The organism is Pollutibacter soli, from assembly GCA_029269725.1.
Taxonomy (GTDB): Bacteria; Bacteroidota; Bacteroidia; order Chitinophagales; family Chitinophagaceae; genus Pollutibacter; species Pollutibacter soli.
This window is the reverse complement of the sequence record JARJHS010000001.1, coordinates 202050-219289: the sequence shown is the minus strand read 5'-3', so window position 1 is coordinate 219289 and position 17240 is coordinate 202050. Positions and strand designations below refer to the sequence as shown.

At 41.5% G+C, this 17240-nt stretch carries 11 protein-coding genes; 5 read left to right on the top strand and 6 right to left on the bottom strand.

Annotated elements, in window-relative coordinates:
- Positions 1-16: 16 nt before the first annotated feature.
- Together argS and P2W82_RS00945 are read left to right on the top strand one after the other, a co-directional pair.
- A complete protein-coding gene (argS, locus tag P2W82_RS00950) occupies positions 17-1795 on the top strand; it encodes an arginine--tRNA ligase (protein WP_336513952.1) in 1779 nt (592 codons plus the stop codon).
- Positions 1796-2195: 400 nt separating this feature from the next.
- Entirely contained in the window at positions 2196-3077 is an 882-nt protein-coding gene (locus P2W82_RS00945) for an alpha/beta hydrolase (protein WP_336513951.1), read from the top strand.
- Positions 3078-3266: 189 nt separating this feature from the next.
- Here the strand turns inward: P2W82_RS00945 and P2W82_RS00940 are convergent, their stop codons facing one another.
- Together P2W82_RS00940 and glgB are read right to left on the bottom strand one after the other, a co-directional pair.
- Positions 3267-4286, bottom strand: coding sequence for a tetratricopeptide repeat protein (locus P2W82_RS00940; RefSeq protein WP_336513950.1), 1020 nt, complete (start codon positions 4284-4286; stop codon positions 3267-3269).
- Between the two features lie 18 nt (positions 4287-4304).
- The gene (gene glgB, locus P2W82_RS00935; RefSeq protein ID WP_336513949.1) at positions 4305-6368 is read right to left on the bottom strand and encodes a 1,4-alpha-glucan branching protein GlgB; all 2064 of its coding nucleotides are present in this window, start codon (positions 6366-6368) and stop codon (positions 4305-4307) included.
- Between the two features lie 235 nt (positions 6369-6603).
- On the opposite strand from glgB, the gene P2W82_RS00930 reads away from it, so the two are divergent.
- From P2W82_RS00930 to P2W82_RS00920, 3 genes are all read left to right on the top strand, one after another.
- Positions 6604-9396, top strand: coding sequence for an outer membrane beta-barrel protein (locus tag P2W82_RS00930; RefSeq protein WP_336513948.1), 2793 nt, complete (start codon positions 6604-6606; stop codon positions 9394-9396).
- A 2-nt stretch (positions 9397-9398) separates the two neighbouring features.
- On the top strand, positions 9399-10136 hold the full coding sequence (locus P2W82_RS00925; RefSeq protein ID WP_336513947.1) for a GLPGLI family protein: 738 nt from the start codon (positions 9399-9401) through the stop codon (positions 10134-10136).
- 176 nt (positions 10137-10312) lie between these two features.
- Positions 10313-10720: a hypothetical protein gene (locus tag P2W82_RS00920; RefSeq protein ID WP_336513946.1), complete on the top strand. Its 408-nt coding sequence runs from the start codon at positions 10313-10315 to the stop codon at positions 10718-10720.
- Between the two features lie 189 nt (positions 10721-10909).
- On the opposite strand, the gene P2W82_RS00915 is transcribed toward P2W82_RS00920, so the two are convergent.
- From P2W82_RS00915 to P2W82_RS00900, 4 genes are all read right to left on the bottom strand, one after another.
- Positions 10910-12769 carry an alpha-amylase family glycosyl hydrolase gene (locus P2W82_RS00915; protein WP_336513945.1) on the bottom strand — a complete coding sequence of 620 codons (1860 nt, stop codon included), beginning with the start codon at positions 12767-12769 and terminating at the stop codon, positions 10910-10912.
- 9 nt (positions 12770-12778) lie between these two features.
- A complete protein-coding gene (locus P2W82_RS00910; RefSeq protein ID WP_336513944.1) occupies positions 12779-14161 on the bottom strand; it encodes an MFS transporter in 1383 nt (460 codons plus the stop codon).
- A 282-nt stretch (positions 14162-14443) separates the two neighbouring features.
- Positions 14444-15718: a glucose-1-phosphate adenylyltransferase gene (locus P2W82_RS00905; RefSeq protein WP_336513943.1), complete on the bottom strand. Its 1275-nt coding sequence runs from the start codon at positions 15716-15718 to the stop codon at positions 14444-14446.
- A gap of 23 nt (positions 15719-15741) precedes the next feature.
- Positions 15742-17157, bottom strand: a complete 1416-nt coding sequence (locus P2W82_RS00900; protein WP_336513942.1) for a glycogen synthase — start codon at positions 17155-17157, stop codon at positions 15742-15744.
- Positions 17158-17240 lie beyond the last annotated feature (83 nt).

The window sequence follows — 17240 nt, the reverse complement described above, 5'->3', positions numbered from 1 at the left end:
CAGCCATATTGAAATTATGATAGGAGCGATTGTTAAAGAAAAAGTAGTTTCGGCACTGGAAGGTTTATTCAACATGGCTTTCACTGAGAAAGATTTCCAGGTCAATCAGACCAAACCTGAATTTGAAGGTGACTATACTGTTGTACTATTTTCACTGGTTAAATCTTTAAAACTTTCTCCGGACGAACTCGGTAATAAACTCGGATCTGAACTGATCAAACGCAGTCCGGAACTATTTACTGGATTTAATATTATTAAAGGATTTCTGAATCTGACTATCGCTGAATCTTTCTGGCTTGATCTCTTGAAAGAAAATTATCAGAAAGAAGAATATGGCAAACACGCTCCAAATGGTGTGAAAGTAATGGTGGAATATAGTTCACCCAATACGAATAAGCCTTTACACCTTGGTCACCTTCGTAATAATTTTCTGGGATGGAGTATTGCAGAAATTCTGAAAGCAAGTGGCAATGAAGTCATCAAGAGTTGTATTGTAAACGATCGTGGTATTCATATTTGCAAGAGCATGCTTGCATGGAAACTTTTTTCCAACGGTGCAACTCCGGAGAGCACGAATCAGAAAGGCGATCATTTTGTCGGCGACTACTATGTGAAATTCAATGACGCTTACAAGCTTGAAGTCGACGCGTTGGTTGCTGCTGGTCAGTCGAAAGCCGATGCAGAAAAAAATGCGCCGATCATGCAAGCAACGCAGGAAATGCTGAAAAAATGGGAAGAAGGCGATCCGGAGACAATTCAATTGTGGAAGATGATGAACTCCTGGGTTTATGCAGGTTTTGATGAAACCTATAAAAAAATCGGAAGTGATTTTAATCGCACTTATTACGAGAGCGAAACTTATTTATTAGGTAAAGATACAGTTCAGGACGGGTTGGAAAAAGGAGTCTTTTTCAGAAAAGATGATGGAAGTGTGTGGATTGACCTTACTGCTGATGGTCTTGATGAAAAACTGGTTTTGAGAAAAGATGGAACTTCCGTTTATATCACGCAGGATATCGGTCTTGCGCAGGACAAATACAAAGAATATGGAATTGATAAGAGCATTTATGTGATTGGTGATGAACAGAACTATCACATGAAAGTTTTAAAACTGATTTGTCAGAAAATTGGTTTACCCTATGCTGATTCAATCTATCATCTCTCTTACGGAATGGTGGAATTACCTACTGGAAAAATGAAAAGCCGCGAAGGTACAGTTGTTGATGCCGATGATATTGTTGCAGAGATGAATGCAATTGCAGCGAAACATACTGCGGAGCTGGGAAAGGTGCAGGATTTTGCCCCGGAGGCCTTGAATGAACTTTACGATACTATTGGTCTTGGTGCATTGAAATTTTTCCTGCTTCGTGTGGACCCAAAAAAGAAAATGGTTTTCAATCCGGAAGAGTCCGTTGATTTTCATGGATTCACCGGGCCATTTATTCAATATACTCATGCGCGCATCAAATCAATTTTGCGCAAAGAAAAAATTGATCCGGCTTTCGAGGGGATTGACAGTGATAAATTGTTTCCGCTCGAGAAATCCTTGCTGGTATCACTTGAACAATACGAAGACATTATTGCGCAGGCCGCATCCGAATTGAATCCTTCTGTAATTGCGATATATGCTTTCAATCTCGCAAAAACTTTTAATTCCTTTTATGCAGAACATTCTGTTATGCAGGCAGAAACCGAGTCAAAAAAGCAACTTCGGTTACGCATAGCTGCTATGACGGCGTTGGTACTTTCTTCTTCAATGAAATTGCTTGGGATAAGGGTTCCGGAAAGAATGTAAAAGAAGGACGAAGGCCGATTTGCGAGTGACGAATGGTGAGAAGCTTAGTAATAAAAGGGCGAAGTGAAAGGTTAGCCCAAACCTAAATCAGGTTACAGGAATTATTTTACTTTTTTCGGAAAATAATAAATTATCAGTTGTTAAGTTGATGGGCTGAGGCCCCGGACCTGATTTGCAACTTTTATCCCCGGGATAAATCCCGGGCAATTGAAATTTTTATCCGGCAAGTCCCAAATTTCTATTGCCTTTTTCTTTAGTCAGAAACATAAAACTGAAAACAGAGACAGCAAACATCTCAAAAGTAGGCTGCTACCAATTGCCTGGCTGTTCCTCTTACTACTTACATATTCGACCTTTGCCGCGCCACCTTCAGCCTTCCAAAAAACACTATCTTTCACCCATGAAACGTTTTATCATCATCTTCACGCTCCTTATGATTCAATACGATCTCGTTGCTCAACAGAAAATCCTGCTATATCCTGATCAGCCCAATCTCAGGATTGGTGGATCTTCGAAAATTGATGAGCCTCCTTACCTGATGGTTTTTCCATCAAAAGTGGAAGGATCAAAAAAATCAATCCTGATTTGTCCGGGGGGCGGTTATACTGCACTGGCCAATAAACACGAGGGATTTGACATCGCTGCATTCTTCAATGAACACGGATATCATGCATTCATGCTGATGTATCGTTTGAATGATGGGAACCAAACAGGCAGCCGATTCCCTGCACAACTGGATGATGTTACACGTGCTATGCAGATCATACGTTCACGCGCAGCCGAATTCAATATTGATACGATGGGAACAGGAATTATTGGTTTCTCTGCAGGAGGCCATCTTGCTTCCATGGGCGCAACGATGTTCACAAAAGGCAATCCATCATCAACGAATATATTAGAACGACAAAATACCAGGCCTTCATTTGCCATTCTTGTTTACCCGGTAATCGCATTGAACGATAGCTTTACTCACAAAGGAAGCCGTGATATGCTTACAGGGAAAAATTCAACCTCAGCTTTCAGAGATTCATTGAGTACTCAAAACAGGGTAACAGCTGAAACTCCTCCTACGTTCCTGATTTATGGTAACGACGACAAAGTAGTACCGCCTGAAAATGGAATCGTATTTTATGAAGCGCTGAGAAAATACAATATTCCCACAACCCTGCACATTTATCCCCATGGTGGACATGGATTTGGTCTTGCACCAAAAGATCCGGTACTGAATACCTGGCCGCAGTTAGCGATTGCATGGCTTGATTCTTTAAATGTAAGACGTTAAACGTAGAACGTAAAACGTAAGATCTTCCGGTAACGGTGAACCAACCTTTCATTATCTTTTTCACGATGAAATGAGGAATGCTGTATAATCTCGGGCGATTGAAAGATTTCAACAATACATCTAAACTAATAGAAAGAATTTTTAACCCGCAAGCGCAGACGTTCTACGTTTAATGTTATACGTTATACCTCATAACTTCTTCTCCTGTTTGTAATTCCTCAATGAAGGATCCATCGATATGGCTTTATCACAAATGGCAGCGCCTTTTGTTTTGTCGCCGTTTTTCTGATAAGCAATGCCGATCATGTAAAGCGATTTTGCGTCTTCACTATCATATTGCAGAATACGCCCCCAGTGTTCGATAGCAGTTTCAAATTTGCCCATACGGTAATAAGTGTCTGCAACACTATATAAGAGTTCAAGATCGCCGGGGCGTTTTTCCAGCAATTGTACCAATACCTTGATGCCTCTTTCCGGCATACCTGCAGATATGTAGGAATTAGAAAGATTCTCCATGAATATAGCATCGGCCTTGTGTCCTCTCCTCAGTGCAAGTTCGTAACACTCAATAGCTTTCAATTCATTTGGCAAAGAAGAATAGGCCAAAGCAAGTTCAGTGAGCCACTGTGTTTTTGTGCTGTCCAAAGCAATCGCTTCATTGTAATACTTTACCGCTCCTTTATAATTGCTCATCTCAACTAATGCACGCGCAAAAAGAAAAGGTATTTCAGCTCGTGTTGGTTCTTCTTTGTATGCAGCATCCAGATAGCGAAAAGCTTTTCCGTAATCTTCCTTTTCATAATAACTTTTACCAACGAGGTAATTTATTTTTTTTCCAATATTCAATTCGAGCATCACCAAACCATATCGAATCGCATCGTCCCATTTTCTGAAGGAAAAATAAAAATTGGTAAGTCTGTCCAGTGCAATAGTATCTTTTGAATCGAACTGAAGTACTTTGTTAAACGCATTTTTTGCGGTTTCGAACTGACGAATCTCCAAAGCCGCCAGGCCCAGCTCCCTCTGACTGTTTATTCTTGTTGAATCAAATTGCACAGATCTCTGAAAATACTCAACAGCAGGTTTGTATCTGCCGGTCTCTTTTTCAGTAATGCCTTTTTGGAAATAGACGGATGCCGAGTCGGCATCCTGACCAACGGTCCATAATGAAATGGAACACAGAGTGGTAATGAGGGTCAGCGTTTTCATAACGAATAGGATTGGGTATTATCGGATAACAACCCCTCCTAACGGCGGTAAATGTAGGTTTATTTCAAAACGTTTGAGTTTTTTATCTAATATTTTTACACCTATTTCGGGATTAAACACATTTCCGGTTCCCCAGAAATCCTTCTCGTCACTGTTGAAAATTTCTTTCCATTCACTTTTTCCTTCTACCACAATTTTCCAGTCATTTCTGACCACCGGCGTCATGTTAAGAATCACCAGCACATCATTCTTTGCCTGCTTGCCTTTGCGCCTGAATACAACTACCGATTCCTGGCGATGATTAAGATCAACCCACTCAAAACCACCCTGGTCAAATTGCAATTCATATAATGCAGGTTCTTCACGATAAAGTCTGGATAACCTGCTCACACATTTTTTTAGTCCGGCATGATTTTCAAAAGACAGCAATCCCCAATCAAGTTCTGATTTGTAATTCCATTCTGCGGTCTGACCAAATTCATTACCCATAAAAAGCAGTTTGCCGCCCGGGTGTGTGAACATGTAGGTATATAGCAATCGAAGGTTGGCAAACTTCTGCCAATCGTCACCAGGCATTTTATAAATCATTGGTGATTTTCCATGAACAACTTCGTCATGACTTAACGGCAACATGAAATTTTCATCATAGAAATACATCATGCTGAATGTAAACTGATCCTGTTGAAATTGCCGGAAGAATGGATCCTGTTTGAAATACTTCAACGTATCATGCATCCAGCCCATCATCCATTTCATACCAAAGCCAAGACCATCCTGCCAGGTTGGCCTGGATACTCCGGGCCAGTCAGTAGCTTCTTCTGCGATGGTTTGTACATCCGGAAAATCACGATAGATAGTTTCATTCAGATCCTTAATGAATGCAATCGCTTCCAGGTTACCATTACCACCAAATGCATTGGGTTCCCACTCTCCTGCTTTGCGTGAATAATCAAGTTTTAAAATGGAAGAAACCGCATCCACACGAATTCCATCGATATGAAATTGTTCAAACCAGAATCTTGCATTGCTGATCAGGAATGATTTTACTTCTCCCCTGCTGTAATTAAAAATATAGCTGTTCCAATCCGGATGATAACCCTTACGCATATCTGCATATTCGTACGTATGCGTACCATCAAACATGAACAGTCCATGACTATCATAAGGAAAATGGGATGGTACCCAATCTAGGATTACACCGATGCCTTCGCGATGCATGTAATCGATCATTGCCATAAATTCTTCCGGATGTCCAAACCTTGACGTTGGAGCAAAATACCCAGTTCCCTGGTAGCCCCAGCTTCCATCAAAAGGATACTCCATCACCGGCATGAATTCAACATGCGTAAATCCTAACTCTTTCACATAAGGAACAAGTCGTTCTGCAATCTGCCAGTAGGAATTATAACTGTCTTCATTGTTTTTATCAGGACGCATCCAGCTCGCGAGATGAACTTCATACACTGAATAAGGAGACTGAAGGGAGTTGTGTTTTTTGCGCGTTTTCATCCATTCCTCATCCTTCCAATCGTACTCGAAATTCCATGTAATAGATGCAGTCTTTGGCTTATGTTCCCAGAAATGCGAATAAGGATCGCCTTTATCCAGTTGTACCCCACCAAATCCGGTAATATGGTACTTGTACACCTCGCCTCGATTGATATCAGGAATAAACCCCTCCCAGATTCCGCTCTTGTCGAGTCTTACAAACAGATCGTGCGATTCTTTATCCCAGTCATTAAAGTTTCCTGTCACTGTAACACGGGTCGCATTCGGCGCCCAAACAGCAAAGTACGTACCTGTCTTATCAAGAACTGATACCTGTTTGTTACCAAAATACTGATATGCATCGTAGCATGTACCCTGCTGAAAATTGCGGATGATTTCTTCATTAAACAGTGAATAGTTCCAGACTGGTTTCGTTGAATCAACAAAATGAATGTCTTCATATCGTTTTGATCCCTGATTACTGCCACTCCTCATTTTATTTTTGTCGGCTGTATGCATTTTGGGCTTTTTTGCATCTTTTTTCTTTTTCGTTTTCTGACCCTCTGTTACCGGCTTAGCTGATTTAGGAGACATATGACAATGTTGAAAGGGTTTAACGTAACATTAAGGCATTTACAATTTAAGCTATAAATAAATACAAGTTTCTTCGCGTTACAAACTGCTTCCATTTTAAATCGCGGACTAACCTGTGGCAGAACATGAGAAAAATTAAAACAAACCAATAAATTTTCTTTACGAATCCTATCGTATATTAGACTACGATGCATTTCGTAACTTATAGAGAAACCAAAACTTACAACCTGCGTACATGAGAAAAGTATTTTTATTTACCCTATTACTTATTTGTATTACCTCGCTAACCCGCGCCCAGGAAGGTTCCGTACAGGGAACAATCATGGACACTGTAAATAAGAAGAACCTTTACAGAACTTCTGTCGTCGTACTTCGTCAGGCTGATTCAACACTTGTAGGCTATACAAGAACCGCACAGGACGGAAGCTTTAAATTAAACCTTCTTAATACGGGCAAGTACATTATCCAGATCGGTCATCCGGGTTTTGCAGACTATTCAGATACTTTCAGCCTGAATAGTTTTTCTCCCTACATGATCGGAAATATTTCACTCACACCAAAAAGTAAGTTGCTTGAGGAGATCGTGATTAAAAAAACTGTGCCTGCTATCCGCTTCAAAGGAGATACACTGGTGTTTAAGGCAGATAGTTTTGCTGTAAAAGCAGGTGCTTCTGTGGAGGATATGCTGAAAATTATGCCGGGCTTCCAGGTGGATAAGAACGGACAGGTCACGGCGCAAGGGCAACGCGTGCAAAAGGTCCTGGTGGATGGAGAAGAGTTTTTCAGTGATGATCCAACCATCGCCACAAAGAACCTGCTTGCCGATATGGTTGATGATGTTGAAGTGTTCGATAAAAAAAGCGACCAGGCAGTATTCTCCGGAATTGATGATGGCGAAAAAACGAAAACGATCAATCTCAAATTAAAAGAAGAAAAGAAGAATGGATATTTCGGGAAAGTGGAAGGTGGAACCAACTTCCAGGAGTACTACAATAATAATGCGATGATGAACTATTTCAAGGGCAAGAAAAAGATCTCCGGATTTGGTATCATGTCGAACAGTGGTAAAACGGGTCTGGACTGGCAGGAAAATTCAAATTACGGCGGGAGCAGTGGCGGCATGGAAAGCGGGATGAGTGATGACGGTGGAATGTATTTCATGATCAACAACAACGACGAATTTGGCGGTTCCAGTTTTTATGGAGAAGGTCTTCCTTCGAGCTGGTCTGCAGGTGCACATTTTTCTAATAAATGGGATAATGACAGAAAGCATTTAAACGGAAACTATCGCTTCAACAAACTCAACAACGACGCTACTGTAAATACAAAAACGCAGTACATTCTTCCGGATACACTTTATTACCAGAACCAGCTGAACAAAACTTACAACAGCAGGATGAGGAATAAGCTGGAAGGCATCTATGAATACAATATCGATTCTTCGTCATCGATAAAACTAACTGTAAACGGATCTATCGGGGAAAACACCAACAATAATCTCTTTAATACTGAATCGCTGAATGAAGAAAATCAGAAAGTTAATACCAGTCAACGCATTACTACAAACAATGGCGACAATCAGGCATTAAACAGTAATCTTTTCTACAGGAAAAAATTCAAAGACGCTGGTCATACATTATCAGTAACTCTTCGTGAAGATTATACAAATCAAACAGGTGAAGGATATCTTCGTGCAGACAACCAGTATTTCGACAACTCGGGCAACATGATCCGCCAGGATCTTATTGATCAGAGAAAGATCAATGAGAATAAGATACTGAACCTGAGTGCAAGAGTATCCTATACTAAACCTCTGTCCAAGCGTTCTTTCCTGGAATTCAATTATACATTGGCGAATAACCACAGGAACTCTAACCGTCAGACATGGGAAAAATCGAATCCCAATGATCCGAAGTATGATGAAGAAGTTGATGCGCTGACAAACAATCTGAACTACAATACGCTGAGTAATACAGGTGGTTTGAACTATCGATATGTTAAACCTAAGAAATTCAATTTTTCTATTGGTGGTTCAGTTGCGCAGAACAGTCTTTTACAAAAAGACCTGAAAACTGATACCAGCGTTCGCTATAACTTCCTTAATTTCTTCCCACAGGCGAGGGCAAATTTCACGCTGAAGAAAAACAAGAATATCGGAGTAGGTTACAACGGATCCACGCAACAGCCTACTATAGAACAGTTGCAGCCAATTGTTGATAACACCGATCCGCTCAATGTATATATCGGTAACCCAGATCTGAAGATTGCAGTCAACCATAATATCTACGCCAATTTCGGAGGATATGATTTTCTGTCGGAAAGCGGATTTTATATCAACGCTTATCTGAATATGACGCAGAATGCATTCAGTTCAAGAGATGTAGTTGATTCACTTGGTCGCAGGATTTATCAGACAGTAAACGTACCATGGGTTTACAATGCGAACAGCTTCTTTGATTATAACTTCAAAATCAAGAAGACACCCTGGAGTTTCAGCATGGGATATAACCTTGGATACACAAAAAACATCAACTTCATCAATGGTGAAGAAAACACCATCAATAGCGGTCGTGCGGGTTTGAATGCATCTGTCCGTTTTTACAAGGACAAGAAATTCAGTGCGAGTACGTATTCTGTATTCACATATAATTTCTCAGAATCATCCATCCGTACCGATATCAAAACCAATTACTGGATTCAGAGACACGATCTTGACATGACTGTTTTTCTTCCATGGAAACTGGAATTCTCCGTTGAATTGCAGGCCAATTTCCGGCAGAAAACTTCGGTGTTTGATACTGACGTGAACTCTGTTTTGCTGAATGCATGGGTTGATAAGAAGTTGTTGAAAAACGATCAGCTTCGCCTGCGTCTGTACGCATTTGATATCCTGAAACAGAATATCGGTTTCAGAAGAAATATTACTACCAACTTTATTTCGGAAAGAACTTACAATACATTCCAACGCTACATGATGCTCTCTGTAATCTGGAATTTCAATAAAAATGGTAAACCTCAATCATGGTAATCATGAAAAAATATATAAAAATCTTTTTACTGATCTTCCTGCTCGGATCAGGATATAACGTAAAGGCTCAACCGCAATTTATTACAGCTGGTAAAATTGAGTTTGAAAAAAGAACCAACCAGCATTCTCTGCTGGAAGATGAAAGTATGTGGGATGAGATGATGAAGAAAAATCTTCCAAAGTTTGCAGTCACCTATTTCGATCTTTATTTTAACGAAGAAAAATCGCTTTATAAAACCGGGCGTGATCCGGATAACAGGATGATTCATTGGGGACTGAGTTATATTTCCAATACGGTTTACAAAGACCTGAAGAATGAGACCTTTGTCAACCAGAAAAATATTTTCGGAAGTGATTTTCTGATTTCAGATTCCATTCAGAAAATCGACTGGAAGATTACCAATGAACCACGAACCATCGCCGGTTTTGAGTGCCGGAAAGCAGTTGGTCGCATTTTTGATTCAATTGTGGTTATTGCATTTTACACAGATGAAATATTGCCTTCCTCCGGACCTGAATCTTTTGGTGGTTTGCCGGGGATGATCCTGGGATTAGCCATTCCGCGCATGCATACGACCTGGTACGCAACAAAACTGGAAGTGCGGGAAATTACCACAAAAGAGGCGGCGGTACCAAAGGAAGGCAAGAAGTTCAATGAAAAACAATTCCGGGTCGAAATGCAGGATATTCTGAAAGAGAGAGATTGGTTGAAGAAGATGCAGTGGCAAATGCTGATATAGGCGGGAGTTGAAAGAGTAGGTTGAAAATTAAAAGTGGGCGTTTGCGGAGGCAGTCAACAAGTTTTAGTTTTAGTTTATAAGTTAGCCTATGAGGTTGGGAACTGTTTCACCCTTTGTGGAAGTTGTCTGCCTTGTAAAGTTTGCAGATTTAAAATTATTTCTGTTCTTTACAAACTATGAAAAAGCACTCGGGATCAGTATTAGTTACCATAATCGCTACAATTCTCACTTCAATAGCTTTTACATCTTCGGCTCAGACGATTGCAGAACAACAGCAATTGCTGGTTCGCAGGCCATGGCATATTATCCAGGATAAAATGACGGGTATTGGCAGGCACAAATCAATGAACGAGAATAGCAAGATAACGTTCACGGATAGTGGTACCTGGATTTGCACCGACCCGATCGAAAATGAAAAAGAAGGCACCTGGTGGATCAAGGAAACAGGGATCCTTTACATGAAGCCCGGAAAGAATGGCTCGCCCATTAAATGCGAGATTCTTATTCTGAATGAAGATGCATTACGTTTCAAATTTAAAGCACTCACTTCTGTAAGAACGATGGAATGGGAAAGCGATGAGTGAGTTTAAAGTGGACAGTTGAAAGTTAGCCTATTCGATTGAAATATCCTGAGTACTGGCAGGGCATGCAGTACTATAAAATTAATTGGCTGTCAACATACCACGTTTCGGCGATATAATTATTCCCGGTATCAGGCACAGTGAACGAAAAAAACACCTGCCTCAATAGAGACGTGCTTTGTTCCGGGTATATTATTTAAGTTCGAGTACAGTAAACGAGTTGGCGGGTAATTTTAATTCGGTATTCAGCGCATCGGAATTTCCGGTCATTATATTTTTTGCGCTTGTCCGATTTCCGATCCTTTCAGAAAAACGATCGAGATTTAAGTTTGTTGCAGCGTCATTGCTATTGAGAATACACATTACCGTTTGTGTATCATTATAACGGAAATAAACATATACTCCGTTTAAAGGTATGTACTGCATTGTTTTTCCTCTTCTGAGTGCCAGAGAATTTCTGCGATAGGTGGCAAGTTTTTTTGTATAATCGAATGCTTCATTTTCCAAAGCTGCTCTGCCGGCTGATGTAAACTTATCTTCACTGTCTCCCGCAAATCCACCAGGGAAATCTTTTCTGACTTCAGCATCAGATGGATTCTTAAAATTCTTCATCAGAATTTCTGTACCATAATACAATTGCGGTATCCCTCTTAGCGTAAGTAGCAATCCTACACCCATCTTATAGCGCGCGATGTCCTCTCCTGCTACGGAATAGAATCGATCCATGTCGTGATTGTCGAGGAATATGCAATTGCGTAGTGGATTTTTATACAGAAAATCCTGCGAGAGTGTTTCATACAATTTACCAGCACCTTCAGTCCATTGCGCCTTCTGTTTCACAGCATCATAAATCGCACCGGTTACCGGGAAATCAGTAACCCCTTGGGCATTGTGTTTGAACTTTGTGTTCATGTTATTCTGAACAAAGTATGCTGCTTCAGGAACGAGATTTGTCCACGCTTCACCAAAAACGGTTATCGCAGGAAATTCTTTTTTAAGTGCGATATTGATGTTATTCAAGAATTGTTCATCGCAATATTTGTAAGTATCTACCCGCCATCCATCGATTCCAAACTCTTCTGTTGCCCAGATGGAGCTCTGAATAATAAATTTCGCAACATATGGATTGGCAAGATTTAAATCAGGAAGATGCGGCACAAACCATCCTCCAATCATTATTTTTTTATCTATAGCAGATGCATAAGGATCCATGAATACTTCTTCACGATGGTTACTCCCCTGGTAAGAAGGCCATTGATTCAACCAATCTTTCATCGGAGGATCTATCACTGTGTGGTGATATTCACCGACGTGATTATACACTGCATCCTGGATAATCTTCATTCCTTTTTTATGCGCAGCATTTACCAGATCGTGATAAGCCTGGTTGCCACCATGCCTTTTATCAACCTTATAATGATTGGTGATCCAATACCCATGATATCCGCTCATCAGGTTTTGCCCCTCTTGCATCATCGGCATATCGTTCTCCATTACAGGTGTCATCCAGATAGTATTAACGCCAAGATCTTTCAGGTAATCCAAATGGTTCTGTACGCCTTTGATATCTCCACCATGCCTTGCCCGCGGGTTGCTCCTTTCGGCTACTGTATCCCGGTAGTCCACCTGAACATCATTTGAAGGATCGCCATTTGAAAAACGATCAGGCATAATCAGGTATATAAAGTCATCCGAGTGCACCCCCTGTACTCTTTGTGAACCGTTAACTGAACTCTTAAGTTTCAGTTGATAGCGAAGTTTCTTACCATCAGAAAAACGTATGTCAAAACTTCCTGGCTTAGTGGCTGCAGTAATTTCCAGATCAATAAAAACATAATGCTTGTTTTCCGGCTGAGCAATTCTTATCAGCCTCACTCCCGGATAACTGACTGTCGCAATGCTGGAAATGTCTGTATTGCTGTGTACCATCAGTTGCAATTGCCTGTTTTGCATTCCGGCCCACCAATGCGTTGGATAAACTTCAAAATCCTGTGCTGAAAGGTTTAGGGAAATACAGAGAAGGATGATATAAGACAGCTTATTCCTTAACATGAAAAACAATTATTTCTTATTGGTAATCGCCACCGACCCTGGATCATAAACGTAAATCACGCTGATGGCTGCGCAGAACATGCAAATTCCTGAAAGAACGAGAGCATATACTGGTTGGTTATTATAAAGATGTTTCACTGCTGGTCCACCAACAATACCGTTTAGTATCTGTGGAATTGTTATAAAAAAATTGAAAATTCCCATGTAAATTCCCATCTTACCGGAAGGGATAGACGCAGACAATATTACATACGGCATTGCCAGGATACTGGCCCATGCAATTCCAACAAGAACCATGGAAAAAATGAGGAACTCCTTGTTTGGAGCGAAGTAAATCGAAATCAAACCGATTCCTCCGGCAACCAACGAGATAGCATGCGTTCGTTTCCGGCCAACTTTATTGGCAATCCATGGCAAACAAAGTGCATACACCGCAGATACTCCATTATACACTGAAAAAATAACACCGGTCCAGCTTTGAGCCTGGCGGTACAAGCCGGAGCTCTTGTCCTCTATCGATAAGCCCAGGACGTGCGTTGCAATAGTGTCTGTCGTAAATACCCACATACCAAACAAGGCAAACCAGGAAAAGAACTGTACCAGTCCGAGTTGTTTCATCGTACGCGGCATGTTCGCGAAATCCCGGAATATTGAACCTAATCCTGCATGCTGATCTTCATTCTTCCCATGATAGAGCTCATAGTCTTTCGGTGGGTACTCTTTTGTTTTTATCACAGTCCATAACACCGAGCCAATAAAAAATAAAGCCCCGATATAAAATGCATATTTCACATTCAATCCAACAGTCCCTTCAGGTGCCTGCTCTGAAACGCCAAACCAATGGGTTAAAATGTAAGGCAGCAGCGACCCCACAACTGCGCCTACCCCTATCAGAAAGGTCTGGATGGAAAAGCCCATCGTTCTTTGAGAATCCGGAAGATTGTCTGCAACAAGGGCACGGAATGGTTCCATCGCCAGGTTGAAACATGCATCCATGATCATCAGAAAAGCTGCGCCTACAATTACGAGGGGAGCAATAGCTCCCAGTATTCCGGCATTGGGCATCAGCGTCAGTGCACTTGAAGAAAGTATAGCACCAGCAAGGAAATACGGCCTGCGGCGACCCAGTCTGTTCCAAGTACGATCACTATAGTGTCCAACGATTGGTTGAACAATCAATCCAACCAACGGCGCTGCCAGCCAGAACCAGGAGAGTTGCTCAACTTCAGCCCCATAATTCCTCAAAATTCCACTCGCATTTGAATTCTGCAAAGCAAACGCAAACTGTATCCCAAGGAACCCGAAACTCATATTAAATATCTGCCAGAAACTCAGCAAGGGTTTGGGTTTGAGATCGGGCTTATCAACAACAGGTGATGGAGGAATGGGCATATGGGAAGTTAAACGTTGAAAGGTAAAGGTCTAACGTAAAACGCAGAACGTTGAACGTACGCCTATGAAGATGATAGTTTCATCGGAAACTGGAAATAATATTAAGCATTGGAACTTAAACAATTCGTGATTATATCAACAATTAGTTCAAAGGTCTATCCTTTATAGTATTTCGGGAAGCAAACCTTAGTTATCATCCATTAATCAGCAACGACAATCCGCTTAGGCTAACGTTCAACTTTTAACCTGCCTTTGCCGGCAGGCAGGCGTTAATCTTTCAACCTATATCACAAACCCATCAGGCAAAATAGCTCCCTTCTTTACTACGACAATCCCGTCCTTGACCGTATAAAGTGAATGATCAGAATTGGCCAGATGAGCGCCGCCGTTAATTCTGACATCGTTACCCAACCGGCAATTCTTATCTATGATCGCATTGCGGATATAACAACGTTCCCCGATGCCTACTTTTGGAAGACCTTTACTAACGGAGTTGGTCATGTCTTCAATGGTCTCATAATAATCGGTACCCATGATATAGCTGCTCACGATGGTTGTACCTGAGCCAATTCTTGTACGAATACCGATCACACTGTTCTCAATTCTTGATGCATTGATGATACAACCTTCGGCGATGATCGTTCTTTCCAGCGTGGTGCCGCTGATTTTTGCCGGAGGAAGCATACGTGCGCGAGTATAAACTGCCCTGCTATTATCAAAAAGATTAAATGGCGGTACTTCATTGGTGAGTGCAAGGTTGGCCTCGAAGAAAGAATAGATGTTTCCGATATCAGTCCAGTAACCATCGTATTGATAGCTCAGCACTTTAAAGTGCTCGATAGAATGCGGAATGATTTCCTTGCCGAAATCAGTTGCGTCTTTATGTACGTCCTGGAGTAAATCAAATAATATTTTTCTGCTGAAAATATAGATACCCATGCTGGCGAGGTAATTTCTTTCCTGCGCCTGCATTTCTGCGCCGGTGTCACTGGACCAATCGCCTAAAACTTCGCTTTTGGGTTTTTCTATAAATGAAGTGATGAAATGATCTTCATCAGTTTTCAGGATCCCGAATTCAGTGGCTTCCCGGGCAACTACCGGGATCGTTGCGATGCTGATATCAGCACCCTTTGCGATGTGTGCATCAACCATTTCCTGGAAGTCCATCTGGTAAAGCTGATCACCTGAAAGGATCAACAGGTAATCGAAATCCTGTTGCTCCACGTGACGAAGTGATTGACGAACGGCATCAGCAGTGCCCTGGAACCAGGCGGGGTTATCAGGCGTCTGCTCTGCGGCGATTATGTCAACAAATGCAGAACTGAAAACGCTGAAGTGATAGGTGTTTTTGATATGTTTATTAAGCGAAGCGGAGTTGAACTGGGTCAACACATACATTCTTCCGATACCGGAGTTCAAACAATTCGAAATGGGAATATCAACCAGTCTGTATTTTCCTGCAATCGGGACGGCTGGTTTGCTACGGGTTGCTGTGAGTGGGAATAACCTCGTGCCCGCACCGCCGCCTAAAATGATCGCTATCACATCTTTCTTCATATGGATCCTTGTTATTGTGTAAGTTACTGCAAAGTTGAATACAGGTTAATATATTGTTGTGCGCTGTTATCCCAGCTGAAATCAAGTTTCATCATCTGTTTGCGCACTTCTTTTAAACGCTTTTTATCCTCGTATAATTCGATAGCCCGGTATACGGCCTGGGTGACATCACCCACGGAAGCATACAGATGTGTTATACCATATCCATCCGGCTCTCCATAATCGATCACTGTATCTTTCAGCCCGCCGGTTTTACGTACAACAGGTACGGTGCCATACCTCATCGCATACATCTGGTTCAGCCCGCAGGGTTCAACACGTGATGGCATCAGTAAAAAATCTGCGCCTGCATACATCTGGTGACTGAGCGCTTCATTGTAACCGATATACACATTGTAGTCTCCGGCACTGTAGGCTTTCAGAATTTCCAACTGCGATTCAACATAAGGTTCACCACTGCCCAGTATCAGAAAATTCATTTTACGTCCGATGTGATAAAAACTGTCGCCGATTACCTGGGGTAAAATATCAGCCGCCTTCTCCCCCACTAATCTGCCAATGAAAATAAACAATGGTTTTTCGGGATCAAGTTCGAAAGTCTCACAAAGCTTTTCCTTACTTGCCGCCTTGCCTCGTTTTACATCAAGTGCCTTGTAATGATCATCTATATATTTATCGGTTTCGGGATTCCATACTTCTGTATCTATACCGTTAAGTATACCCGAACATTTTCCTTTTTCATATTCGAACAATGCTTCAAGACCATTGCTCATGTATTTGAGTTCATCCAGGTAACTCCAGCTTACGGTTGTTACTTTCCATGCATTTTTTATCGCTGAAGCCAGCGGGTTGATCGTATTGTTCCATTCCAGCAAACCCCATTTCCATGCATCCCATTCCGGGATATAGTGACTTTTATCCCAACCCATCCATCCCTGGTATTGTGCGTTATGTACAGTCAGCACTGTTGGCACGTCAGCCAGGTTTCTGAATCCGACGCAGTTTTTCAGCATGAAAGGGATGAGACCCGTGTGGTAATCGTGTACATGGATAACGGAGGGCTTATGGGACCATTTCGCGATCCAGTCGACTACAGCAATCTGAAATGCAGTGAATCTTTCTGTATCGTCATCATAGCCGTAAATTTTTTCACGGTCGAGCAAACCCGCGATGTCAATCAGGTAAAGATCAAAACCCTGGGCATTGGTTGCTTCTTTGATGACAGTATATTCAAACCACCAGTAACCGAGATTGGCACCTCCTTTATGTACAACCTCCCATTGATGATTATAAAGATATTTTGTTCTGTACATCGGCATCACCACTTTCGCGATATGCCCGAGCTGGTTTTGATAACGGGGAAGAGCACCTACCACATCGCCTAAGCCACCTGCCTTTGCTACCGGATAACATTCAGCTGACACATGAATTATTTCCACCTGCTACTGTTTAATTGTTTCAAATTAAGAAGTATATCGATTCATCCGGCTACAATGATAAAATTATTTTTATGCTAGTGAAT

What these genes read in the sequence shown, in the direction of transcription:
- argS (WP_336513952.1), top strand. Translation starts at nt 17, where the DNA reads ATGATAGGAGCGATTGTTAAAGAAAAAGTAGTTTCGGCACTGGAAGGT.
- P2W82_RS00945 (WP_336513951.1), top strand. Translation starts at nt 2,196, where the DNA reads ATGAAACGTTTTATCATCATCTTCACGCTCCTTATGATTCAATACGAT.
- P2W82_RS00940 (WP_336513950.1), bottom strand. Translation starts at nt 4,286, where the DNA reads ATGAAAACGCTGACCCTCATTACCACTCTGTGTTCCATTTCATTATGG.
- glgB (WP_336513949.1), bottom strand. Translation starts at nt 6,368, where the DNA reads ATGTCTCCTAAATCAGCTAAGCCGGTAACAGAGGGTCAGAAAACGAAA.
- P2W82_RS00930 (WP_336513948.1), top strand. Translation starts at nt 6,604, where the DNA reads ATGAGAAAAGTATTTTTATTTACCCTATTACTTATTTGTATTACCTCG.
- P2W82_RS00925 (WP_336513947.1), top strand. Translation starts at nt 9,399, where the DNA reads ATGAAAAAATATATAAAAATCTTTTTACTGATCTTCCTGCTCGGATCA.
- P2W82_RS00920 (WP_336513946.1), top strand. Translation starts at nt 10,313, where the DNA reads ATGAAAAAGCACTCGGGATCAGTATTAGTTACCATAATCGCTACAATT.
- P2W82_RS00915 (WP_336513945.1), bottom strand. Translation starts at nt 12,769, where the DNA reads ATGTTAAGGAATAAGCTGTCTTATATCATCCTTCTCTGTATTTCCCTA.
- P2W82_RS00910 (WP_336513944.1), bottom strand. Translation starts at nt 14,161, where the DNA reads ATGCCCATTCCTCCATCACCTGTTGTTGATAAGCCCGATCTCAAACCC.
- P2W82_RS00905 (WP_336513943.1), bottom strand. Translation starts at nt 15,718, where the DNA reads ATGAAGAAAGATGTGATAGCGATCATTTTAGGCGGCGGTGCGGGCACG.